Genomic DNA, 23,448 nt, shown 5'->3' on the forward strand with positions numbered 1-23,448 from the left:
CTTATAGACAACTTATTTCCTTAGAGAGTCTTTTAATGTTAAAATCTCTTAAATTCGTACTGTTAAATTTTCTTAACGTTTAGTTAATATTAAGTCATAATAATGGTTTAATTTTGCACCGAATTTAAAATCTAAATTTTAAACATTAAAGATGAAAAAAATTACTCAATTCTTAATGATGTCTGTAGTATTGCTTTGTACTACAGTCATGACGGCTCAGGTAACTTCTTCCAGCATGAGTGGGCGAGTTACGGATGCTGAAGGTCCGGTTATGGGCGCAACAGTTGTTGCCACACACGTTCCTTCAGGTACTACTTACGGCACGATCACTAATGACGAAGGCCGGTACAACTTGCCAGGCATGCGTGTTGGTGGACCTTACAGTGTATCAATTTCCTATGTGGGATATGGTACCAACACAACGAGTGACATTACGCTTAAGTTAGGTGCTGGTTATCTTCATGATGTGGTTTTAAGTGAAGAAAGCGTTTCTTTAAGTCAGGTGGTTATTTCTGCTAAAAGAACCAAGTTTTCAACTGAGAAAACAGGTGCTGTAACCAATATTTCTAATGAACAGTTAACAGCTCTGCCAAGTATTAACAGAAGTATTGCTGACATTGCAAAACTTTCGCCTTACTCAAACGGAATGAGTATTGCAGGTGGCGACGGTCGTTCTACTAACTTTACAGTAGATGGTGCCAATTTCAACAATAACTTTGGATTGAGCTCTAGCTTACCAGCAGGCGGAAGTCCAATATCATTGGATGCCATTGAAGAGGTTCAAGTAGTGATCGCTCCTTTTGATGTACGTCAATCAAACTTTATTGGTGGTGGTATCAATGCCATTACTAAATCAGGCACTAATAAATTCAAAGGTTCTGCTTACACCTATTTCAACAACCAAGATATGCGTGGTAACCGCATTGGTGATGTTCAATTTGGCGATAGAGACGATCAGTCAAAAACAATCTATGGTTTGACATTAGGAGGACCAATTTTAAAAAATAAATTATTCTTTTTTGTTAACGCAGAAATGGAAAAACGTCCAGGTCAGGTTGTGAATTGGAGACCTTCAGAAGATGGTGTTGCAAATCTTGATCAGTCGCTTTCACGTACCAGTATTGCTGATATGGAAAGAGTAAGACAGCATTTACTTACTAACTATGGTTATGATCCAGGATCTTACAGTAATTATCCTGCTGATGAAACCAACAAGAAATTGCTTGTTCGTTTGGATTGGAATATCAATGAAACCAACAAATTAAGCGTACGTTATAACTATGCTAAAAACCAGGGATGGAATGCAACAAATGGAAATTCAGCTGATGCTGGCTACCGTTTTAATGGCTTCAATCGTATTTCACAAGATGCTATGGCATTCTCAAATTCCACTTATTCTCAAGACAATATTGTAAATTCATTATCATTGGATTTGAACAGTAGAATTTCTGATAAGCTTTCTAATCAATTGCTTGTGACTTCTTCAAAAATACAGGATGCACGAGGAACGAATTCTTCTCCATTCCCTTTTATTGATATTATGAATGGGCGTACGCCAGAAGGGAATCAAATTCTTGAACCTTATATGTCTGCGGGTACTGAGCTTTTTACTCATAATAACGCTGTTAACAACAACACATTTACTATTACTGATAACCTAACCTACTACTTAGATAGTCATAAGGTTACTGGAGGCTTAAGTTTTGAACACCAGTTGGCCAACAACTCTTATATGAGAAATGGTACTGGATATTATCGTTATGCGAGCTTAGAGGATTTTCTTAATCAAGCCGCTCCAACAGATTTTGCCTTAACTTATGGTTATGATGGCGAAAGAAATCCAACTGCTGAAGTTGCTTTTAATCAAGTAGGAGTTTATCTTCAAGACGATTGGGACGTTAATCCTAATTTCAAATTATCTTATGGAATTCGCGCAGACTATTTGAAGTATGAAAACAACTTATTAAGAAACAACGCTATCTATGATTTAGATTTTGGCGGTAGAAAAATTGATACAGGTAAATGGCCAGATGCCAATGTGCAAGTATCTCCAAGAGTAGGATTCACCTGGGACATTAAAGGTGATCAATCGATGAAGCTACGTGGAGGAACTGGTGTTTTCTCAGGAAGATTACCATTGGTGTTCTTTACGAATATGCCAACCAACTCAGGAATGGTACAAGGAAGTTATGCAGCGACAACAACTTATAACTCTAATGGTTCAATTAAGAGCGTAAATGGTGCTTTGGCAGGTTTAGCCGGTCCAATGATTACTGATGTGGATGAAATGATCAGAAGATTGAATCTTCCTAATACAATTACTCCTGCGGACGGTGTTTTACCTCGTGATATCAACGGTGTAGATCCTAACTTCAAAATGCCACAAGTATGGAAATCATCAATTGCTTTTGATTATGATGTTCCTGTGTCTTTCCCAATGTCAGTTACGGTTGAAGGAATTTACACAAAAAACATCAATGGTGTCATGCTAAAAAATTACAACTTGAAAGATCCAGATGCTTCATGGCAACGTTTTTCAGGTCCTGATGATAGATATATTTACCCGGCGAGTGCTGATCTTACTTATACCTCTAGAAACGCGTATATGTTATCAAATACAAGCAAAGGATGGGGTGCAATCGGTAATATTACAGTTAATGCCGAGCCAGTTGACGATTTAAGATTAATGCTTGCTTATACCTATACGGAATCAAAAGAAATTACGGGGATGCCAGGCAGTAATGCTAGTTCAGCCTATGGTGGGCTTGTTGGAGTTAACGGACCTCATTTGCCAGAACTTCAACGCTCACATTATGTTGTACCAAGTAAAGTGATTGGATCTGCAGGATATAAATTGCCTTGGTCAAATGACTTCGCAAAATCTGCTACTTTAATCAATGTATTCTATTCAGGATTTTCTCCTAGCGGATATAGCTATACTTACGCGAATGATATGAACGGCGATGGAATTTCAACAGATTTGATCTACATCCCAAGTCAAAGAGGCGATATCAAATTTAAAACACAAGCTGATGAAGATGCTTTTTTCAACTTCATGGAGCAAGATAAATATCTAAAAAATAATAAAGGGAAATATGCTGAAGCCAATGCGGTTCGTAGCCCATGGGTTCATACGTTTGACTTGAGATTAACCCGTGAGTATTATATCAATGTTGGAGAAACTCGCAATACGTTACAGTTTAGCTTAGATTTCTTAAATGTTGGAAACCTTATAAATTCTGAATGGGGAGTTGCTAAAAACAACGCGATCTCAAACAATGGTAAGATTTTAAGATATGAAGGCAAAGATGCAAACAATGTCCCTTCTTACTCTTTTGCTAAAGTTAAAAATGAATACCCTGTAAGTACATTTGACTATAACTATTTCTATGGTCAAACTTGGAAACTTCAAGTAGGTGCTAGATATTCATTCTAACCAAATTATATTACTTACCATTCATTAATAGAATGAGTAAAACATAAAACGTCCATCAAATTGATGGACGTTTTTTTTGGTTTAGATTTTAAGATGTTGTCAGGTTCTTAAGGGTTCAAGGGCTCTTATTGCGGAGTAGGTTATTAAGTTATTTTGTAGAGGAAGGATTTAGGCTCTCTAAACCCTTCATGTTCCTTAACTTCCTAAGGATTTGATCTTTGGTGATGATTTTATTTTGAACCATTAAGGAATGAAGATAATTAAGTTGCTTTTGTACTGAGATTAGTTTGTAATCAAGGAAGATTATTAAGTGAATTTTGTTCTCGTTCATGCTGTTTTGAAGGAAGAGTTTATTGGGTGTTAAGCGCTTTATAAACGCCGAATATCAGATGTAGGTTACATTGACTTTCAATCATAGTGAAAAGCGCTTAGAAACGACTAATTTCTCTTTTAAGAAGGTGCGTCTATTCAGTGCACTAAGGACGTTTAGTATGGTTTATGTTTTTTCAATTGAATGTTAGGTCTTACATGGAGTTTGATTTCGGCTTAAAACATTTTGTTAACTCACCATTTGCGTTAGGGATTGCAGAGGAAATCCTTTTTGTGAGGCACGAACAAAAAGATTGTAAAGGAAAGCCCGACCCGTAGGGAAACGCCCAAAAGACTTGTATATATTTGCAGTTAGAGTCATTTCGGGTGTTTTCAGTCTGCATGTTGATAACCGGAATAAATATGTGATTGTTGGTGTTTCTGCAGCAATCTTTACTAGTTATACAACGCCACTTTTAGAGTAATAGTCTGATATCGTGACTTCTATATGGCGCATAAACTATTCAGCCCCATCGGGGCGAAATCTTAATAGCACCAAATCTAACCGATTGCCAAAGTCCCAGCGGGACGGCATATTAATATTTAGTTTATTTCTTATACATCCACTTCAATCTCAACTTCAACTTCGACTTCAACTTCGATTTCAATGTATCAAATGCAATTACTAAAACAAAAAAAACCACTACGTCTTTTAGTAAGAAGTAGTGGTTTTTAACTTTATTGGAGGTTCCTGCCTGTATTTCGACAAGTTCAATAAAGCACGCAGGAATTAATGATTATCCTAAAGACACACGTTTAAAGTCTGTTACTTTAACATCGCCATAAGAAGCAACATATTTAGCAACATTCATTTTTTCATCTTTGATAAACGTTTGGTCTAACAAACATTTTTCTTGGTCTAAGGTCGTGTTGTCAGAAATGAAACGCTCCATTTTACCTGGAAGGATTCTATCCCAAATTTGCTCTGGTTTCCCTTCAGCTTTCAATTCAGCTTTAGCATCTTCTTCAGCTTTTGCCAATACTTCTGGCGTTAACTGTGCCATAGAAATGTAGCTAGGTACGTTTTTAGGAGTTTTGTCCATACGTGCACGTTCTTCGTTGTCTTTTACAATAACAGCGATTCTGGCCTCAGTTTCTGCAGCTACAAATGCAGCATCAAAATCTTTGTAAGACAATGTTGAAGCTCCCATTGAAGCGATTTGCATTGCCACATCTTTAGCTAATTCGTCAGCTTTGTCAACTTTAGCAGAAAAACCTACGATAGCAGCAATTTTGTTAATGTGAACGTAAGAACCGATATAAGGCGCTTCCAATCTTTCAAAAGCGTTCAAATCAATTTTTTCGCCAATCACACCTGTTTGCTCAATCAATTTCTCAGCAACCGTCATTCCACCAATATCAGAAGCTAATAATTCTTCTTTAGTAGTACAGTTGATAGCGATGTCAGCAATTTGGTTAGCCAATGCTACAAACGCTTCGTTTTTACCAACAAAGTCTGTTTCACATCCTACAACAATAGCGATAGCAACAGTATGATCGGCATTTACTTTAGCAACAGCAGCACCTTCCGATGACTCTCTGTCTGCTCTTTGATCTGCAACTTTTTGGCCTTTTTTACGCAATACGTCAATAGCTTTGTCAAAATCGCCTTCAGCCTCAACTAAAGCTTTTTTACAGTCCATCATTCCTGCGCCTGTACTTTGTCTAAGTTTGTTAACTTCTGCAGCTGTTATTTTTGTCATAATTTCTAAGTGTATTTATTACAAAAAGTCGTTCAATTGATTTCTGAAAAGAAAAGAACGAAACGACTTTAAGGTATTATATAATTGTTATTTATTCTTCTTCGTCAGCAGCTACTACTTTTTTAGCGGCTTTCTTTTCTTTTTTCTCTACGTTGTCTTCTTGGCCGTCTTTATCAGTTTTGTCTGACTTACGTTCAGATAAACCATCGGCGATAGCAGAAGTGATAAGCGTTAAAACTTTATCAATAGATTTTGAAGCGTCATCATTCGCAGGAATAACGTATTGTACTTGACGTGGATCAGAATTCGTGTCCACCATTGCAAAGATTGGAATGTTTAATTTCTGTGCTTCTCTAATAGCAATGTTTTCACGTTTAATGTCCACTACAAATAAAGCACCTGGCAAACGCGTCATGTCAGAAATAGAACCTAAGTTTTTCTCCAACTTGGCTCTCAAACGGTCAACTTGTAAACGTTCTTTTTTAGACAATGTCAAGAAGGTACCATCTTTTTTCATTCTATCAATCATTGCCATTTTCTTAACAGCTTTTCTGATAGTTACAAAGTTGGTCAACATTCCGCCTGGCCATCTTTCAGTGATGTACGGCATAGTTACAGCACCTGCTTTTTCAGCAACGATGTCTTTCGCTTGTTTTTTTGTAGCTACAAATAAAATTTTCTTTCCTGAAGCTGCGATTTTGCGAAGTGCTTCTGCAGACTCCTCAATTTTGGCAGCTGTTTTGTAAAGATTGATGATATGGATACCGTTACGCTCCATATAAATGTAAGGCGCCATGTTTGGATCCCATTTTCTTGTCAAGTGACCAAAGTGTACACCTGCTTCAAGTAATTCTTTTACTTCTATTTTTTCCATTTTGTAATAGTTTACGTTCTGTTAAATTAGCAATGATAAAGTGGTTTCAGCCGTGGCCGATCGCCTTTACCATTTAGATGCTAAACTATCCTAACACAAGGGTGTTTTGGACAACATTAACTGGGTTAAATTTTGTGTTTTAAAAAAAACTTGATTGGAAATATCATTGCTCATATTTCCAATCGAGTTGGTAATAAAAAGATTAACGTTTAGAGAACTGGAATTTCTTACGTGCTTTCTTCTGACCGAATTTCTTACGTTCAACCATTCTTGGGTCTCTTGTCAACAATCCTTCTGGTTTCAAAATGCCTCTGTTTTCTGCATCCAACTCACACATAGCGCGAGATAATGCCAAACGAATTGCTTCTGCCTGACCAGTAATACCACCTCCATATACATTTACTGTAATATCAAAGTTGCCATCATTGTTAGTCATGACCAAAGGTTGATTTACTTTGTACTGCAATGCAGCAGTAGGAAAGTAGATCGCCATGTCTTTTTTATTAATTGTGATGTTCCCTGTACCTGAGGCAACATACGCACGAGCAACAGCCGTTTTTCTACGGCCAATTTTGTGAATTACTTCCATTAATTGAATTCGTTTAAGTTAATTGTTTTAGGTTTTTGAGCCGCATGTGTGTGCTCAGAACCTACAACAGCGTTTAGGTTGCGGAATAAATCTGCACCTAATTTGTTTTTAGGCAGCATTCCTTTTACTGCTTTTTCCACTACTCTAGCCGGATCTTTTCCGAATAGTTCAGTAGCGGTTAGACTTCTTTGACCACCTGGGTAACCTGTGTGACGAATGTAGGTTTTATCGTTCCACTTGTTTCCTGTTAAGTTGATTTTTTCAGAGTTGATAACAATGACGTTATCTCCGCAATCAACGTGTGGTGTGAAGTTAGGCTTATGTTTGCCTCTTAAAAGTTTTGCAACCTTAGAAGCTAAACGACCTAGTGTTTGCCCTTCAGCGTCAACCAAAACCCACTGCTTATCAACAGTAGTTTTGTTAGCTGAAATCGTTTTGTAGCTTAATGTATTCACACTAATTGATTTTTATTTGTCGCGCTGTTCACGTGACGAGTTAAACATTCCTCTCTTAAAAAGAGTTTGCAAATTTACGATAATCTATGTGATTACCAAATAGTATGATGCGAATTTTGTTCATAAAATTAGTGGCAGTTACTTTCTTTTTAATTTCCATAAAATTATAACCGTTATTTTTTAAGATATGTCGTAATTATTTGTCATAAGCCATTCGAAATGATGCGTTTGATAGGTGCGGTTCAGAATAGCGCAATGGTGGTGTTGGTGTTTGGGTTTTGGAACTCGGTTTAGGTTTTTGTTGGTGACTTATTAACATTTATAATTAGGGAAGAAGATGTTTATGGCGCTTAAACTTAGAGGGGATTAATTTTTTTAGGATTATTTGGGCTGGCAGTGTCATATTATATATTTTTTAGGATTATTTGGGCGTTCCCCTTCGGGTCGGGCTTTTCGTTGCAATCTTTTTGCTCGTGCCTCACAAAAAGGATTTTCACTGCAATCCCTAACGCGGGCGGCGGCGTTTTAATATGTTTTTTAGGATTATTTGGATGTTTCCTTCGGATCTGACTGGATTAGAATTTTTTCTATGATTATTTGGGCGTTCCCCTTCGGGTCGGGCTTTTCGTTGCAATCTTTTTGCTCGTGCCTCACAAAAAAAATTTTCACTTCAACTTAGCGAAGCGTTATCACGAATTCCAAATAATAACAATAGAATTCGGTTCGTAATCCCTAACGCGGTGTCGGCGTTTTAATATGTTTTTTAGGATTATTCGGGCGCCTGCCTGACGGACAGGCAAGTTTCCTTTCGGGTCGGGCTTTTCGATGCAATATTTTTTCTCTCAAAAGGATTCTCACTGCAACTTAGCGAAGCGGTATCACGAATTCCAAACAATTACAATAGAATAGGATTCGTAATCCTTAACGCGGATGGCGTCGTTTTAAAATGTTTTATATTATTATTATTATTATTATTATTATTATTATTATTTGGGCGTTCCCCTTCGGGTCGGGCTTTTCGTTGCAATCTTTTTGTTCGTGCCTCGCAAAAAGGATATACACTACAACTTAGGGAAGCAGAATCACAAAATCTAAGATACAACAGTAAAATCGAATTCGTATCCCTGCCGCGGACTGTGACGTTGTGTTAAAATGTTTCGAAAATACTTTTCCACTATAAATAGTCAAGTCGGTTTATTCCAAAAAAAAACCGTCCTGATCAGACGGTTTTCTATTACAATAATTTTTATTTATGACGCAATAAAAATGCCGCCAATGGCGAGCACTTCATCCATGGTTAAGGGTTCGTCAAACGCTTCGGTAACCGCATCGTCGCCGCCATAGCTGGCAAACATTCCTGCCAAATTAACCCCGCCTTGAACGGTATTGGATTCAGGTGTTGCGCCACCATAAATACTTGCAAACTGCGGTGGCAATGTGTTTTGGGATTTTGTGATCCATCCTTTTTCACCGCGCATACGTCGCACTTGAGAGGCGTGCCGTGCTTCCACTGAATGGATTTGTAGCGCATACTGAAGTAGCGCATTGTCATTGGCCAAAGCACCGGCTTGTCCTTTATAGGCTCTGACGCCGGTATCTTCAAAACCTTGTGCTAAGGCCATGAAAGTGGGGTAGTCATTAAATGGATCCAAATTTAGTCCTCCAGGAGCTCCTGTAAAATCGAAAGTCGGCTCCGCTATGGCATCAACTCCCAAAGCCGCTTTCAAAAAGTCTACGTGTGCATCCTCATGTTTTGATATGGTAGCAAATACCATCTGGTCAGCCGCTGGGATTAATCCTGAGGCGGCCAGACCTTGTCTATAAAAACTGCGCTCCAAATATTCCAGCGTCAAGGCAAAATTTAGGACGTCGGTATTGCTGGCAGAGCCAGCTACACCAAACATCGCAGCATTGGCTGTTTTTGTTTTTGAACCGGTAGCAGCCAATCCGAAGGGAATGGACGCCAAGGCAACGCTAGACCCTAGTTTTTTAAAATGGTTAAAAGAATCTCTTCTCGTACCTGCTTTTTTTAAGAGGTCTTGGTCTGAGAGCATATCTAAAATGGTTATAAAATTCATAGTCGTATATTTTTAAGTTAAATCACGGATTAAGAGGTCGGTAAGTTATTAGCCGTAAATTTCGTTACGACAAATTTCGTTGCGCCCACTTCTGCCAAAACCTCGCCCGGCTCTGCTGCTTTGTCAAACGCTTTCGCGGTACCATTTAATCCTATAAGGATGTCATCTCCAGCGAAATCTTCTGATAAAGGGTTTAACAAGTCTCTAATAGCTGAGGCGTGACGTGCTTCCACCGAAACAATTTTTCCGGCCAAGAGTAAATAGGTCAGACCAGCAGCATCACTGACGTTTATCAATTTTCCGGCGCCATTATAGGCTTTTACTCCGGTGTCCTCCAAAACTTTCGATGTTCCCAAAACCGAAGCTCTACTGCTAAAGTCCACGCTTGCGAAATCAAATTCCAATGTTGGTAAAATATCCTTTGGTGCTACGGCAGTAATTGCGGTTTTGAAAAAATCTCTATGGATGATCTCATGATTGTAAATATCTTCCAGAATTTGCTTTTCCGTGGCTGGTGCGCCGGCCCAATAAGAACCCGCCAATACCTTCGTGTAGAACGCTGCTTCGAGTTGCTCTAAAGCATACGCGTAATTCAAGATTCCTAAGTTTCCCGATCCAAGATCAAAAATCCCAGGTTGTGGTCCTACATTACTGTCGTCATCATTGTTACAAGCCATCATTAACCCAGAGCCCATAACAACCATACCACTCAATTTCAAAAATTGACGGCGTTTGTTAAAGCCTCCTAGCTCATCTAGCTCTTTTAAAAGTTCGTTTTTCATATGTATAGTATTTAAGTTAAATAAAGATTCTCCTTGAAATGTATTTAGAAGGACTTACAGAAGAAAAATGAAGCGGAGTTTTAAAAAATGCGGGTTTTTATTTAAAACTTAAGTTCTAAACTAAGTAATAAAAATACAGACCTAAAATTAATCAGCTGATTCTGAAAAGGTTATCTTATATACGATTTGTTTTAGCTCGTATGAATACTTTTGTTTTAATGCGTTTGTCGAAAGTTTGTAGTAATATTCAACAGATGTTTTTGAAAAGAAAAGTATGTAGGGAAGGTGATAAAATGGGATTTTACTGTTTTTATAGGTCTTCCACTGGGAGTTTTTTCTATAAATACTAGTTCATCATGTTCTCGAAAGTACATTCATATTTTAAAGAGATAGGCTTTTGTGAAGTTATTTTTGATTTGGGCGTTTCCCTTCGGGTCGAGTTTTAACCTGATATGCTTATTTAAGATTTTGAAAATTATTTGGGCTGTCGTTGTTCTTGTGAATTATTGGGAGCGGTCGGACTTTTCTTTAAAATAGTTTATGTTTTTAGGACTTTTTGGAGGTTTCCCTTCGGGTCGGGCTTTTCGTTGCAATCTTTTTGTTCGTGCCTCAAAAAAAGGATTTTCACTGCAACTTAGCGAAGCGGTATCACGAATTCTTATTTGTAAAAGTAAAATTGAACTCATAATTCCTAACGCGGAAGTTAGTTTTGAAATGTTTTTAGGAGTTTTTGGGCGTTTCCCTTTGGGTCGGGCTTTTCGTTGCAATCTTTTTTCTCGTGCCTCAAAAAAAGGATTTTCACTACAATCCCTAACGCGGAAGCTATAAAACAACAAAAAAATGTTTTACTACAATAGTTAGATTATTATTTCAAACTATTTTTATTTAATGAATACTTTCGAAGCCACGTACCGAATATTTATCTTTGGTTTTACGAAGATTTGGGATTAACTTAGTTGTGTAGGGTTTTCAATTTTTCAATCTCTTTTATTGTATCCGAAAAAAATATTTTCACATCCTTGCCTAACTCAAAAAAACAATATGAAATGATAGAGACAATAATGACGAGAGACGATTTCATGTCTTTCTTTAGAAATGATGAACAATTAAATACATTGTCAAACGATGATAGAGTTGAAATATTTGCTCAAATACTTTCAGGTGGTTCCGATTTAACTAAGGAGTTTCTTGAAGACATCCTTGCCGATTATTCAGTTACACATATAGAAATAATTGATCAATAATGGCAAAAAATAATTGGACTAGAGAAGAAACAATTGTCGCTTTCAATGTGTATTGTAAAATACCGTTTAAGAATAGTAGTAAAACACATCCAACTATTATTAAGTATGCAAATATTTTAGGACGTTCGCCATCAGCCTTAAACATGAAAATTGGTAATTTAGGAAGATTGGATCCTGAACTAAGGAAAAAGGGAATTACAGGTTTGGTTAATGGAAGTAAATTGGAAGAAATTATTTGGGATGAATTTCATGGGAATTGGGATGATTTAGCTTTTGAGAGCGAAAAACTTATTGCTGAATTTCAAGGAAATAATATTGAAAATAAATTTGAATCAGAAAGTTTACCTGAGGGAAAAGATAAATTGAGATTGGTTAAAACAAGAGTTAACCAATCTTTCTTTAGGAGTTCAGTTCTTTCGGCTTATGATTTAACCTGTTGTATTACAGGTATTAAAATACCAGAATTATTAATAGCAAGTCATATAATTCCTTGGAGCGAAAATAGAGAGAGAACAAATCCTCAAAATGGACTTTGTCTTAATAATTTACATGATAAAGCTTTTGATAAAGGATTAATCAGTGTTGATCCGAATTATAATATATCAGTGTCTAAGTATCTTTTAGAATATGAGAAAGAAAAAGATGACATATATTTTTCTCATTTCAATAAAAAGAAAATAAATCTTCCAGATAAATTCTTTCCGAGAATAGAATTCATAGAGCATCACTTTTCAAACTACACTAAAAATGAGTATAATTAACAATCTTTATATTATGAATTCTGGCTCCAAATCTCCACAAATTGGAGCTATTAAAGTATCTGAAGATGATTCAATTCATGGTATAAGTTCAAATCAAGAATTTATGATTAAATCATTTTTAAATAGCAAACCCATTAAATTTAATGAGAACACGAATATAGTCTACAAAATTACCGATATAAATAATGCTCCCATAACCGACCAGCATTTTAATGAAATAAATTCAATAACGTCTCGGCATAAATATATTGATCGGGTCACTAAGCTTATGAAACTCGGTTATAATATTGAGTTTTATGCTTATGATGACACCACTTTTAAATTAAACCTACAAGTAATAGATAGTGATTTACCAGAAATAATAGCTCATATAGTCAAAGATAAATACGTCAGTAGAATATCTAAATTAAATGAAGTCATTAAAAAAATAACGGAAGAAAACCCGATGAATTATGATCAAAGTCAGGGGCATAAATTTTATGAATATAGATTAGTGAGTTTTTTTGGTTGAGGCTGCATTAGGTATGACCTCAAAATCAGTATGATCTGGTAAATATGATATTGTGGGTGGAATAATTATAGTAAAACAAAATGCAGAAGTACTTTGCTACCATCTGATTGATTTCAATAAGTTTAAACAGTATTTAAAGAACTCTTCCAGGCTGGACAATCCATCTGGTTCTAAAATGGGCTACGGTAAAGTTTATCATGAAGGAGCTGATTCATTGATAAAATTAAACTTTCAGATAAAAGCATAGTTTTTTTCAAATATTGAAATTAATTTATTGAGCCACTATCTCCTCAACAATCGCAATATCTGCCTCCGCCCAATCCAAAGTGTATAATTCATCCTTATCCAATAAAACATGATCAGCATGCTCTTTTAGTTTCAATTCTCCTGAAACATACTCACCAATAAATGGTATCAAATTAATTTTAAGTTGGGGTATTGATGAATTACGGCCGTGAGTTTTCGTTTTAAATTAATATGGATGTTGAGCTCTTCGAAGATTTCTCGTTTTATACACTCTTCTTCACTTTCTCCAGGTTCAATTTTTCCACCAGCAAATTCCCATTTCAAAGGAAGGCTCATGGTTTCACTTCTTTGAACTGCTAATACTTTATTTCCAAAGTGAATAATTGCACAAGTAACGGGTATTGTTTTCAATGGTCTTTGACTTTTTAATGTGAAATGAGCATTTCCGCAAAAGATACTAATTTTTTATTAGCAGACGAGATTAATTCCAAAGGCTCTATTCCAACGAGTTTCCTGAACATAGTTATTAATTGTTTTAATCGCTTAAATTCTGTTTTTTTTTTCTGATGCAGATTTATCTTTTTGACAATTGAGTTTTCAACTGTATAGAACTTTGTTTCTATTTATGAAATTTTACTTAAAAAGACTATCTGCGTTAGGGATTACGAATCCAATTTTATTTTATTAATAGGAATTCGTGATACCGCTTCGCTAAATTGTAGTGAAAAGCCCACAACGACCTCGATTTTTATCGGGAGAGCGAGGACTTGCAACGGATAGCCCGACCTAAAGGGGAACGCCCAAAAACTAAAAATTAATTTTTTAAAATTTTTGACACGAATTCCACGAATTTTCACAAACTCACTCGTTGCCAGAAAATGCCGGCGTAAATTCTTTACTATAAATTTCACGAATGTAACATACTTCCAGTCTGTTTTAAAACCCCCGCCAGAATGCATTTCGGGCTGGTATGACCCTTTATAGTTCATAGTGATTTAATTAACAAGACCTCCTGCGTTAGGGATAGCAGTGAAAAGCCCACAGCGACCCGATTTTTATCGGGGGAGCGAGGACTTGCAACGGATAGCCCGACCCAAAGGGTAACGCCCAAAAACTAAAACTTATACTATTCTAATGCGCCTCCAGCCAATCCTCTCCAACCCCTAAATCCACAATTAACGGCACAGTTAACGTATAAGCACTTTCCATCTCCGTCTTGACCATTTTTTTGATGTCTTCCAATTCTGGTTTATACACATCAAAAACCAACTCATCATGTACCTGAAGCAACATTTTGGTTTTGAATTGGCCTTCGTCCAACTTTTTGTGAATGTTGATCATGGCGATTTTAATAATATCGGCAGCACTTCCTTGGATCGGGGCGTTCACGGCATTACGTTCTGCCGCGCCTCTGACCACTGCGTTCCCAGAGTTAATGTCTTTTAAATAGCGGCGGCGACCTGAAACGGTTTGTACATAACCATGATGTCGAGCAAATTCGATTTGCTCGCTAATATAACGACGCAGTTTTGGATAGGTCGCGTAATAGGTGTCAATCAAATCTTTGGCCTCACCTCTTGATAAATCCGTTTGATTGCTCAATCCGAAAGCGGAAACACCATAAATAATTCCAAAATTGACCGTTTTAGCATTGCTACGCTGCTCGCGTGTCACTTCTTCAAGGGGCACATTAAAAACTTTTGAAGCGGTAGAAGCGTGAATATCCTCACCATGTTTAAAGGCGTTGATCATGTTTTCTTCTTCGCTCAAAGCCGCTATAATGCGCAATTCAATTTGAGAGTAATCCGCCGCCAATAAAATGAAGTTCTCATTTCTTGGGATAAACGCTTTTCGCACTTGACGTCCACGTTCGGTGCGAATTGGAATATTTTGGAGGTTCGGATTGTTGCTGCTCAAACGTCCAGTAGCGGCAACGGTTTGCATATAATCGGTATGGACACGACCTGTAGAAGGTTCCACCTGAGTTGGCAGGGCATCGACATAGGTGCTTTTGAGTTTTGCGAGTCCGCGATATTCTAAAATATGCTGAATAATGTCGTGATCTTTGGCTAGAAGTGATAAAATATCTTCACCCGTGGCATATTGTCCAGTTTTCGTTTTTTTAGGCTTATCGACCAATTTAAGCTTGTCAAATAAAATTTCTCCCAACTGTTTTGGAGAGGCAATATTAAATTCTTCGCCAGCTTCCTTAAAAATATTGGCTTCTAAGGTTTTGATGTCATTATCTAATTTTTCAGATAGGGAATTCAGGAATTGCTCATCTAAATTGATGCCTTCCAATTCCATATCGGCAAGTACGCCCAACAACGGAATTTCAATGTCATCAAATAACTTTTGGATATTGGCTTCGCCTAATTCCTTTTCAAAATGCTCTTTGAGCTGTAAGGTGATATCGGCATCTTCAACTGCATATTCGGTTTGTTTTTCCAATGGAATATCCCGCATGTTGAGTTGGCTTTTGCCTTTTTTGCCAAGGAGTGCATCAATTGGAATTGGTGTGTAATTCAGATAGGTTTCTGCCAAAATATCCATATTATGACGCATATCTGGATTGATGAGGTAATGTGCCAACATGGTGTCAAACAATTTGCCTTTAACCTGGATGTTGTATTTATGAAGTACTTTGATGTCATATTTTAAGTTCTGGCCTACTTTTTCAATAGCCTCACTTTCAAAAAACGGACGTAACTGCTCAATCAGTTCTTGTGCTTCTTTTTTATCTTCAGGAAATGGCAGATAAAATCCTTTTCCGACTTCCCAAGAAAAAGCAATTCCCACCAATTCAGCAGTGATTGGATCTAGACCTGTAGTTTCCGTGTCAAAGCAAACACTGGTTTGTTTCATTAAATTTTGAAGGAACAATTTCGTGGCCATCCCACTCGCGACACTTTGGTAAAAATGTGAGGTCGTTTCTGAAGTGGTACGGATATGCGCATCGGTAGTTGGTGCCGTAGAATCTTCATTCACATCGCCACCAAATAAGGAAAACTGTCCCAATCCTGCAGATTTTACTTCTGTAGGCGTTGTTTTGGCTTCTGTACTTGTGGAGGCGTTCGAGGCGCTGAGCGCATCTGGTGCAAAGGTTTTAATGAAATTATCCGTTAGACGTCTAAATTCCAATTCCTGAAATATGTTGGTGACGGCTTCAATGTCAGGATGTGACATTTCAAAGTCGGTTTCACAAAACTTAACGGGCACATCGAGCATAATGGTGGCCAAAGTCTTTGATAGCATGCCCAGTTCTTTATTGGCTTCAATATTCTCTTTCATCTTTCCTTTGAGCTCATGGGTATTGGCCAAAAGGTTTTCCATGCTGCCGTATTCCTTCATGAATTTTTTAGCTGTTTTTTCGCCAACACCTGGCAATCCTGGGATGTTGTCTGATGAATCGCCCATCATTCCCAAGAAATCGATGACTTGGAGCGGATGATCGACTTCGAATTTTTTCTTTACTTCTTCAACACCCCAAGTTTCATAACCACCGCCAAATGATTTTGGTCGGTACATGAAGGTGTTTTCAGTAACCAATTGTGCAAAATCCTTGTCTGGCGTGACCATATAGGTTTTGTAGCCTTGTGCTTCGGCTTGTCTGGATAGGGTTCCAATCACATCGTCCGCTTCATAGCCATCTTTGACCATGATCGGGATGTGCATGGCGCGGAGGATGTTTTGAATATGTGGAATCGCAGTTTTGATACCTTCAGGGGTTTCGTCGCGGTTGGCTTTGTAGGCTTCAAACATTTCCACCCGATCCACACTGCCGCCTTTGTCAAAGCACACTGCCAAATGATCTGGGCGTTCGCGCTTTATGACATCCAACAAAGAGTTCATAAACCCCATAATTGCAGAAGTGTCTTCTCCTTTGGAATTAATTTGTGGATTTTTTATAAAAGCATAATACCCTCTAAAAATTAGGGCGTAGGCATCGACTAAAAAAAGGCGTTTTTGTTCGGACATTGTTAGTTTTTTTGAAGTCGATAAAATTACAAAAGATAATTTGATTTGGGCACGGGGATACGGTTAATATGAAATTGGATGGGTGTTACGCGGAGTTGCACAGAGTCACACTGAGGGACACAGAGATTTTTTATCTGTGTGTCTCTATGTAATTATTTCTCGCAGAGCCGCGGAGATGCAAAGGTGATTACACTTGAAATTTTAGATTATTAAGTTGAGGTAATTCGTTATCATTGGTCTCCGTGAATCTCAGTGTAATTTCAGCGCAACTCCGTGTAAATATTCCTCGCAGAGTCGCGGAGACGCAAAGCTGTTTGTGCTTAAATTGTGGGTTGTTAAGTTATTATCATTTGTCTCCGTGAATGTCCGTGCAATTTCAGCGTATCTCCGTGTAAATATTCCTCGCAGAGACGCAAAGGCGCAAAGCTGTTTGCGCTTAAATTGTGGGTTGTTAATTTGTTACCATTTGTCTCCGTGTAATAATTTCTCCGTGAATCTCCGTGCAATTTCAGCGCAACTCCGTGTAATTTCTCTCTGTGTAATAACAAAGCAAATCCAAAAGCATGCCTCAGAAACCATCCAAAATAAAACAATCTGTCCTTTAATTAATTTCCAATATCCGTCCATGCATTCGTTGTATATTCGCCAAAAAAATCCCTGTGAAACTACATATCAAATACATGGTTAGCAACCGCTGCAAAATAGCAGTAAAAAAAGTGTTGCGTAAGCTTGGGTTACACTTTGTAATAGTTGATTTAGGCGAGGTTGAACTCATGGAGAATATCTCGGCGGCACAGCGAAATCAATTAAGAATAGACCTGCTTGAATCTGGGTTTGAATTAATGGACGATAAGCGTGCCATCTTGATCGAGAGAATAAAAAATGTTATTATCGAAATGGTGCATCATTCCGATGAAATCATTAAAATGAACTTTTCAAATTATTTAAGTGAGAAATTAGACCAGGACTACATGTATATGTCAAACCTATTTTCTGAAGTGCAGGGAGCGACCATTGAGCAATTTGTTATTGCCCACAAAACTGAAAGGATTAAGGAATTAATAATTTATGGGGAATTGAACATTACTGAGATCGCTTGGAAAATGAACTATAGTAGTGTTGCCCATTTATCAAATCAGTTTAAAAAAGTTACAGGACTTTCTCCTACCCATTTTAAAAAATTGAAAGAAAAGAAACGCAGTTCCTTAGAAGACATTTGAATTAAAAAGACAGTTAATGAATAATATAATTATTGAAGATTTCAATTATGCACGGAGTTTAATTGAAGCCAGCTTGGATCCGTTGGTTACAATAAATGCGGAAGGGAAAATCATGGACGTTAATGAAGCATTGATTAAAGTCACCGGTATCGGAAGGCAAAACTTGATCGGCACTGACTTTTCTTATTATTTTACAGATGCTAAAAAAGCAAAGGAAGGGTATCTTCAAGTCTTCAGAAATGGTTTTGTAAATGATTATCCATTGACGATAATGCATAAAAACGGCAATTTAACTGACGTTTCTTTTAATGCGTCTGAGTATAGGGACGATGCAGGAGAAGTCGTCGGAATTGTTATTGTCGCTCGTGATGTGACTGAGCAAAAAAGAATTGCCAAGGATTTGACGGAAGCAATGCTCTTTGCAGAAATGGCAACATTGATTGCAGAGGAAGCAAAAATGAAAGCTGACAAAGATAGGTTGATTGCGGAGGATGCCGTGAAAGCTAAACAGCAATTCCTGTCGAACATGAGCCATGAAATACGAACTCCAATGAATGCCATCATCGGGTTTGCGAAAGTGCTCCTTAAATCAGAACTCACAGAAAAACAAGAAGAATATCTCAACGCCATCAAAGTAAGTGGTGATGCCTTAATCGTGTTAATTAACGATATTCTGGACTTGGCAAAAGTGGATGCAGGAAAAATGACTTTTGAACAAATTCCTTTTAGAATGTCATCATCCATCGCGGCAATGCTCCATTTATACGGATCAAAAATCCAAGAAAGAAATTTGGAGCTGGTCAAAGTGTATGATGACAGAATTCCAGCAGTATTGATTGGCGATTCCTTGCGTTTGCACCAAATTATATCGAACTTAGTCAGTAATGCCGTTAAGTTTACAACAAAAGGAAAGATTACCATCAGCGTCAAATTACTGGATGAAAATGACCAAAGAGTAACGCTCGAATTTGCAGTGAGCGACACTGGAATTGGGATCCCAAATTCAAGAATAGATGCTATATTCGAAAACTTTCAACAGGCATCCAGCAACACATCACGTATTTATGGCGGTACAGGTTTGGGACTTGCTATTGTTAAACAATTAGTGGAAGCTCAGGATGGAAGCATCAAAGTAATTAGTGAAATCGATAAAGGTTCTACCTTTAGTTTTATGTTGAGTTTTTACAAAACAGACGCAGATCCCGAAATGGAAAAGAAATTGACGGAATATGGTAAGGAAATGACCGATAAAAGAATCTTGGTGGTTGAAGATATTCCCCTTAATCAATTACTGATGAAAACTCTGTTGGATGATTTTGGATTCGAATGTGATATTGCTGGTAATGGACTAATTGCCATCGAAAAAATGAAGGCAACAGTTTACGACCTTATTTTAATGGATTTACAAATGCCAGAAATGAATGGGTTCGAAGCCACTGATTATATCCGTAATGTTATGGATTCCAATATTCCCATCATTGCTTTAACAGCCGATGTCACCACTGTTGATTTGGCCAAATGCAAAGCAGTTGGAATGAATGATTACATCGCAAAACCCGTTGACGAAAGAGTATTATACAGTAAAATGATAGAGCTCATCAAGAAAAGCACCATTAAGGTCGCAGCCAAAAGGAGTGTGGTTGAGGAAGTGATAAAGATAAGATACACGGACCTGAGTTATTTAAGTACGCGTACTAAAGCGAACAAATTACTGATGGAAGAAATGATTTCATTGTATTTGGAGCAAACACCGCCTCTTATAAATGCCATGAAAGAGGCCTTGTCAAATAAGGATTGGCAAACATTACAAGATGCTGTCCATAAAATGATCCCTTCATTTTCAATCATGGGCATAAGTGCTGACTTCGAAAACATCGCAAAAAGGATTCACGAGTATGCCAGTTCTCAACAAGAAGCTGAGGATATGGCAGAATTGGTATCGCAAATTGATAAAGTTTGTACGCAAGCCTGTGAGGAATTAATGGAAGAACTTTCCGCATTTAAAAAAATATACAATGAAGACTGATAAAATCAAACTATTTCTGGTGGATGATGATGCGTTATATCTAAAATCATTGGAAATTGATTTTTTGGAAAGCGCAGATTTTGATATTCACACCTTTCCTACTGGAGAACTCTGTATCGCCAATTTATCAAAAAATCCAGATGTTATTGTTTTAGACTATCATTTGGACGGCATTGACAAAGATGCTATCAATGGTCTGGAAACCTTGGATAAAATAAAAGAATTCAATCCTAATATGCCAGTTCTAATGCTTTCTTCCCAAGATAAGATTGAGGTGGCCGTAGAATGTATGCATCACAAGGCAGCCGATTATATTGTAAAAAGTGAAACTGCTTTTTTACGTCTAAAAAAGACAATTACCGAAGTTTTGCTGTTTAACAAGATGGAAAAAGAATTGAAGTGGTATATGGATCGGATGTAATCTAATCATTTGGTTATGGTAAATAGAGCGATATGCATCTTCGGAAGTGCATCGCTCTTTTTTACATCCAAACAAATTGGTTCTATTAATTGAATGTAAAAAGAGATGTCCCTTGAATTAGGTTCCAAACCATGATAATTTGGACAGTCTTGTCTTTTCTCCAATAATAGAAATCAGATAATCTAACAAAACTTAATGCCCATTTCACTTAAGGGTCAACATAATACAAGGTAAGCCTATTCTTGGATATTTGATTCGCCTTTCTGACAAATAAAGCCTCACATTCATGTGTCAGCCACTGCAAAGATGGATGTTGTCAATCAGTCAACATGGAAATTATGCAACTAATTGAATAATTACGTAACACTTCAAGGTCATTAAAAAATCACCTTTGCAGTGTAATGCGTAATCACTATTGATATATGGACCTAACTGAAAACAATAAATCTTGGAGTGCTAAGAAAAGTAAGCTCAATTTAAAACTTGCTGAACTGACCGATCATAATTTATTATTTGTAAAGGGAAAGAATGACGTAATGATTGCAAGACTGCAAATAATCCTTGGCAAAACAGCAGACGAAATGGATGAAATCTTAAAGAATCTATAAGTTGTGATTTTACAAGGTCAAGAAAAACTAAATTATTATTAACAAATTCTTCAATATGCCATTGACAATCTTGTCATGCATGATTAAAAAGCTGTATAAACAGCACTCTCAATTAACTCTAATTCCAATGAAAAATGAAAATTAAATACTCTATTCTATCCTTTGCCATTCTATTTATTGTAATGGTATCTGGATGCTCCAGTGACGATTTTGAAGCTGAAGTAGGCCTCTGTCCAGAAGTTACAACAACAAATCCCGAAAATGGCGCTATCGATGTGCCATTAGATCAAACCATTACGGTTTTATTCAACAAGGATATGAATCCGGCAACTTTTAATGGCGCCAGTTTCTTTATAAATGGAGCGGGTACGGATCGTATTGCGGGCGAGGTTTCAATAAGTGGTGCTCTAGCAACATTTAAGCCAACAGCCCCTTTAAAAATGAACACCACTTATACAGGTACCGTTACCACATCTGTTAAGGATACAAAAGGTAATGCGTTGCAAGAAGACCATATTTTTACTTTTAGTACTGGACAAACTGTTCTCCCGATGGTTGCTTCCACGGATCCTGTTAATCTAGCTACTAACGTATTCCTTAACAAAACGATTACTGCAAGTTTTAATATGTTAATGGATCCCACAACTATTAATACCAGTACGTTCACTCTAACACAAGGCACAACTGCGGTTGTTGGCGCTGTTACATATTCAAGTCAAACCGTCTCTTTTGATCCTACTAATGACCTTACGAGTAATACTGAATATACTGCAACAATAACTACAGGAACCAAGAATACAGAAGGAACTGCTATAGAAGGTAATTATACTTGGAAATTTACCACCGGGACTAGTGTAGCCCCAAAAGTAGTTTCTACAGATCCTATTAATAATGCGACAGGAGTGCCACTTAATAAAGTGATCACTGCAAACTTTAGTGCGCCTATGGATCCCTTAACATTTAATACTGGGGTTTTCACATTAACCCAAGGAGCTACAGTTGTTGCTGGCACGGTATCATATTCAGGACAAACAGCTTCTTTTATGCCTACTAGCGCACTGTTGAGCGATACTGAATACACAGCAAAAATTACAACGGAAGCCAAAAACGTTCAAGGAATTGCTTTGGTTAGTGAATATACTTGGAAGTTTGTTACAGGAAATTCAGTTGGGCCGACGGTTGTTTCTAACGATCCCGAAGACAATGCAACAGGCGTTGAGCTAAATAAAATTATTTCAGCAGACTTTAGTGTAGCTATGGATCCAACCACAATAAATAGCAACTCATTTACATTGAAAAGTGGTGCAACGGTTATTGCAGGAAATCTAACTTATACTGGTGTAAGGCTAAGCTTCGAACCTACAAGTCCTTTAGTGGAAAACACAACTTATGCTGCCACCATCACAACGGAGGCTAAAAGCACCACCGGTGTTTCATTAAGCAGTAATTACGAATGGACCTTTAAAACTTTGACGGCAAATACCGCAGCAATAGATCTTGGATCTGTTGGAAGATTTGGAATTTTTGCAGCCGTGGGTGTGAGTAACAATGCTGGATTTAGTGAAATCAAAGACTTGGATGTGGGGATTTCTCCAGGCTTAAGATCCTCTGTAACCGGATTTCCACCGGCAGTAATAATAAATGGAGCCATTTACGCTTCCGATGATGCTACACCAGTGCCAGCAATGCTAATTCAGGCTAAAGCTGATTTAACAGCTGCCTATTTAGCTGCTGCAGGAGCAACTGTTCCAGCGCCTGCCACAGTATCAGGAGATCAAGGAGGTCTAACGTTAGCGCCTGGTATCTATAAATCAACATCTACGCTTTTAATTCAAAATGGCGATTTAACACTTGATGCACAAGGAGATCCTAATGCAACTTGGATCTTCCAAGTAGCTTCCAGTTTTACTACAATAGGTGGTGCTGGTGGAAATATAATCCTAGCAGGTGGAGCCAAAGCTAAAAATATCTTTTGGCAAGTTGGTAGCTCAGCTACTGTTGGTGACTATACCATTTTTAAAGGAAATATTTTAGCCTTAACCTCTGTCACAATGAATTCACACGCAGTGGCAGAAGGAAGAATGTTATGTATCAATGGATCTATTGTAATGACTGATACAAATGTTATTGCTAAACCAGCTAACTAA

The 23,448-nt window shown here is 37.4% G+C and carries 19 protein-coding genes and 1 pseudogene; 10 read left to right on the top strand and 10 right to left on the bottom strand.

What is annotated here, in order from left to right:
* The first annotated feature begins 151 nt into the window (after positions 1-151).
* Positions 152-3,436, top strand: coding sequence for a TonB-dependent receptor (locus ACOH2D_RS13915; RefSeq protein WP_449535578.1), 3,285 nt, complete (start codon positions 152-154; stop codon positions 3,434-3,436).
* Between the two features lie 1,106 nt (positions 3,437-4,542).
* Here the strand turns inward: ACOH2D_RS13915 and tsf are convergent.
* The 6 genes from tsf to ACOH2D_RS13945 form a co-directional block, all read right to left on the bottom strand.
* Positions 4,543-5,508 (bottom strand): translation elongation factor Ts, encoded by a 966-nt coding sequence (tsf, locus tag ACOH2D_RS13920; protein ID WP_348035958.1) that lies wholly within the window; start codon positions 5,506-5,508, stop codon positions 4,543-4,545.
* A gap of 91 nt (positions 5,509-5,599) precedes the next feature.
* Positions 5,600-6,382, bottom strand: coding sequence for a 30S ribosomal protein S2 (gene rpsB / locus ACOH2D_RS13925; RefSeq protein ID WP_348035959.1), 783 nt, complete (start codon positions 6,380-6,382; stop codon positions 5,600-5,602).
* A 202-nt stretch (positions 6,383-6,584) separates the two neighbouring features.
* Positions 6,585-6,971, bottom strand: coding sequence for a 30S ribosomal protein S9 (gene rpsI / locus ACOH2D_RS13930; RefSeq protein ID WP_348035960.1), 387 nt, complete (start codon positions 6,969-6,971; stop codon positions 6,585-6,587).
* Positions 6,971-7,426, bottom strand: coding sequence for a 50S ribosomal protein L13 (gene rplM, locus ACOH2D_RS13935; protein WP_449535579.1), 456 nt, complete (start codon positions 7,424-7,426; stop codon positions 6,971-6,973). Before rplM ends, rpsI begins: the two co-directional genes overlap by 1 nt.
* Positions 7,427-8,676: 1,250 nt before the next feature.
* A complete protein-coding gene (locus ACOH2D_RS13940) occupies positions 8,677-9,504 on the bottom strand; it encodes a ferritin-like domain-containing protein (RefSeq protein WP_449535580.1) in 828 nt (275 codons plus the stop codon).
* A 29-nt stretch (positions 9,505-9,533) separates the two neighbouring features.
* On the bottom strand, positions 9,534-10,286 hold the full coding sequence (locus ACOH2D_RS13945; RefSeq protein ID WP_449535581.1) for a ferritin-like domain-containing protein: 753 nt from the start codon (positions 10,284-10,286) through the stop codon (positions 9,534-9,536).
* A gap of 1,046 nt (positions 10,287-11,332) precedes the next feature.
* Here ACOH2D_RS13945 and ACOH2D_RS13950 point away from each other — a divergent pair.
* From ACOH2D_RS13950 to ACOH2D_RS13965, 4 genes and pseudogenes are all read left to right on the top strand, one after another.
* Positions 11,333-11,530: a hypothetical protein gene (locus ACOH2D_RS13950; RefSeq protein WP_449535582.1), complete on the top strand. Its 198-nt coding sequence runs from the start codon at positions 11,333-11,335 to the stop codon at positions 11,528-11,530.
* The gene (locus ACOH2D_RS13955; RefSeq protein ID WP_449535583.1) at positions 11,530-12,291 is read left to right on the top strand and encodes an HNH endonuclease; all 762 of its coding nucleotides are present in this window, start codon (positions 11,530-11,532) and stop codon (positions 12,289-12,291) included. The genes ACOH2D_RS13950 and ACOH2D_RS13955 overlap by 1 nt, the downstream gene beginning before the upstream one ends.
* Positions 12,278-12,802: an HpaII family restriction endonuclease gene (locus ACOH2D_RS13960; protein ID WP_449535584.1), complete on the top strand. Its 525-nt coding sequence runs from the start codon at positions 12,278-12,280 to the stop codon at positions 12,800-12,802. The genes ACOH2D_RS13955 and ACOH2D_RS13960 overlap by 14 nt, the downstream gene beginning before the upstream one ends.
* Before the next feature lie 46 nt (positions 12,803-12,848).
* Positions 12,849-13,049: pseudogene (locus tag ACOH2D_RS13965) on the top strand (HpaII family restriction endonuclease); the annotation flags it as partial.
* A gap of 24 nt (positions 13,050-13,073) precedes the next feature.
* On the opposite strand, the gene ACOH2D_RS13970 reads toward ACOH2D_RS13965, so the two are convergent.
* The 4 genes from ACOH2D_RS13970 to polA all read right to left on the bottom strand — a co-directional run bounded on the left by ACOH2D_RS13970 (position 13,074) and on the right by polA (position 17,026).
* Positions 13,074-13,220, bottom strand: coding sequence for an NUDIX hydrolase (locus tag ACOH2D_RS13970; protein ID WP_449535585.1), 147 nt, complete (start codon positions 13,218-13,220; stop codon positions 13,074-13,076).
* A complete protein-coding gene (locus tag ACOH2D_RS13975; protein ID WP_449535586.1) occupies positions 13,217-13,459 on the bottom strand; it encodes an NUDIX domain-containing protein in 243 nt (80 codons plus the stop codon). Before ACOH2D_RS13975 ends, ACOH2D_RS13970 begins: the two co-directional genes overlap by 4 nt.
* A 251-nt stretch (positions 13,460-13,710) precedes the next feature.
* Positions 13,711-14,037 (bottom strand): hypothetical protein, encoded by a 327-nt coding sequence (locus tag ACOH2D_RS13980; RefSeq protein WP_449535587.1) that lies wholly within the window; start codon positions 14,035-14,037, stop codon positions 13,711-13,713.
* Between the two features lie 142 nt (positions 14,038-14,179).
* Positions 14,180-17,026: a DNA polymerase I gene (gene polA, locus ACOH2D_RS13985; protein WP_449535588.1), complete on the bottom strand. Its 2,847-nt coding sequence runs from the start codon at positions 17,024-17,026 to the stop codon at positions 14,180-14,182.
* A gap of 680 nt (positions 17,027-17,706) precedes the next feature.
* On the opposite strand from polA, the gene ACOH2D_RS13990 reads away from it, so the two are divergent.
* From ACOH2D_RS13990 to ACOH2D_RS14010, 5 genes are all read left to right on the top strand, one after another.
* Positions 17,707-18,246, top strand: coding sequence for a helix-turn-helix domain-containing protein (locus tag ACOH2D_RS13990; RefSeq protein ID WP_449535594.1), 540 nt, complete (start codon positions 17,707-17,709; stop codon positions 18,244-18,246).
* A 16-nt stretch (positions 18,247-18,262) separates the two neighbouring features.
* Positions 18,263-20,272 (top strand): PAS domain-containing hybrid sensor histidine kinase/response regulator, encoded by a 2,010-nt coding sequence (locus ACOH2D_RS13995; protein WP_449535589.1) that lies wholly within the window; start codon positions 18,263-18,265, stop codon positions 20,270-20,272.
* Complete coding sequence (locus tag ACOH2D_RS14000; RefSeq protein WP_348037485.1) at positions 20,262-20,693, top strand: response regulator; 432 nt, start codon at positions 20,262-20,264, stop codon at positions 20,691-20,693. The genes ACOH2D_RS13995 and ACOH2D_RS14000 overlap by 11 nt, the downstream gene beginning before the upstream one ends.
* A gap of 422 nt (positions 20,694-21,115) precedes the next feature.
* Positions 21,116-21,301, top strand: coding sequence for a general stress protein CsbD (locus ACOH2D_RS14005; protein WP_348037484.1), 186 nt, complete (start codon positions 21,116-21,118; stop codon positions 21,299-21,301).
* Positions 21,302-21,435: 134 nt separating this feature from the next.
* Complete coding sequence (locus tag ACOH2D_RS14010) at positions 21,436-23,448, top strand: Ig-like domain-containing protein (protein WP_449535590.1); 2,013 nt, start codon at positions 21,436-21,438, stop codon at positions 23,446-23,448.

The organism is Gelidibacter sp. (genome assembly GCF_053579655.1).

Coding starts and splice junctions, on each gene's coding strand:
- ACOH2D_RS13915 (WP_449535578.1), top strand. CDS start 152: ATGAAAAAAATTACTCAATTCTTAATGATGTCTGTAGTATTGCTTTGT.
- tsf (WP_348035958.1), bottom strand. CDS start 5,508: ATGACAAAAATAACAGCTGCAGAAGTTAACAAACTTAGACAAAGTACA.
- rpsB (WP_348035959.1), bottom strand. CDS start 6,382: ATGGAAAAAATAGAAGTAAAAGAATTACTTGAAGCAGGTGTACACTTT.
- rpsI (WP_348035960.1), bottom strand. CDS start 6,971: ATGGAAGTAATTCACAAAATTGGCCGTAGAAAAACGGCTGTTGCTCGT.
- ACOH2D_RS13940 (WP_449535580.1), bottom strand. CDS start 9,504: ATGAATTTTATAACCATTTTAGATATGCTCTCAGACCAAGACCTCTTA.
- ACOH2D_RS13945 (WP_449535581.1), bottom strand. CDS start 10,286: ATGAAAAACGAACTTTTAAAAGAGCTAGATGAGCTAGGAGGCTTTAAC.
- ACOH2D_RS13950 (WP_449535582.1), top strand. CDS start 11,333: ATGATAGAGACAATAATGACGAGAGACGATTTCATGTCTTTCTTTAGA.
- ACOH2D_RS13955 (WP_449535583.1), top strand. CDS start 11,530: ATGGCAAAAAATAATTGGACTAGAGAAGAAACAATTGTCGCTTTCAAT.
- ACOH2D_RS13960 (WP_449535584.1), top strand. CDS start 12,278: ATGAGTATAATTAACAATCTTTATATTATGAATTCTGGCTCCAAATCT.
- ACOH2D_RS13980 (WP_449535587.1), bottom strand. CDS start 14,037: ATGAACTATAAAGGGTCATACCAGCCCGAAATGCATTCTGGCGGGGGT.
- polA (WP_449535588.1), bottom strand. CDS start 17,026: ATGTCCGAACAAAAACGCCTTTTTTTAGTCGATGCCTACGCCCTAATT.
- ACOH2D_RS13990 (WP_449535594.1), top strand. CDS start 17,707: ATGGTTAGCAACCGCTGCAAAATAGCAGTAAAAAAAGTGTTGCGTAAG.
- ACOH2D_RS13995 (WP_449535589.1), top strand. CDS start 18,263: ATGAATAATATAATTATTGAAGATTTCAATTATGCACGGAGTTTAATT.
- ACOH2D_RS14000 (WP_348037485.1), top strand. CDS start 20,262: ATGAAGACTGATAAAATCAAACTATTTCTGGTGGATGATGATGCGTTA.
- ACOH2D_RS14005 (WP_348037484.1), top strand. CDS start 21,116: ATGGACCTAACTGAAAACAATAAATCTTGGAGTGCTAAGAAAAGTAAG.
- ACOH2D_RS14010 (WP_449535590.1), top strand. CDS start 21,436: ATGAAAATTAAATACTCTATTCTATCCTTTGCCATTCTATTTATTGTA.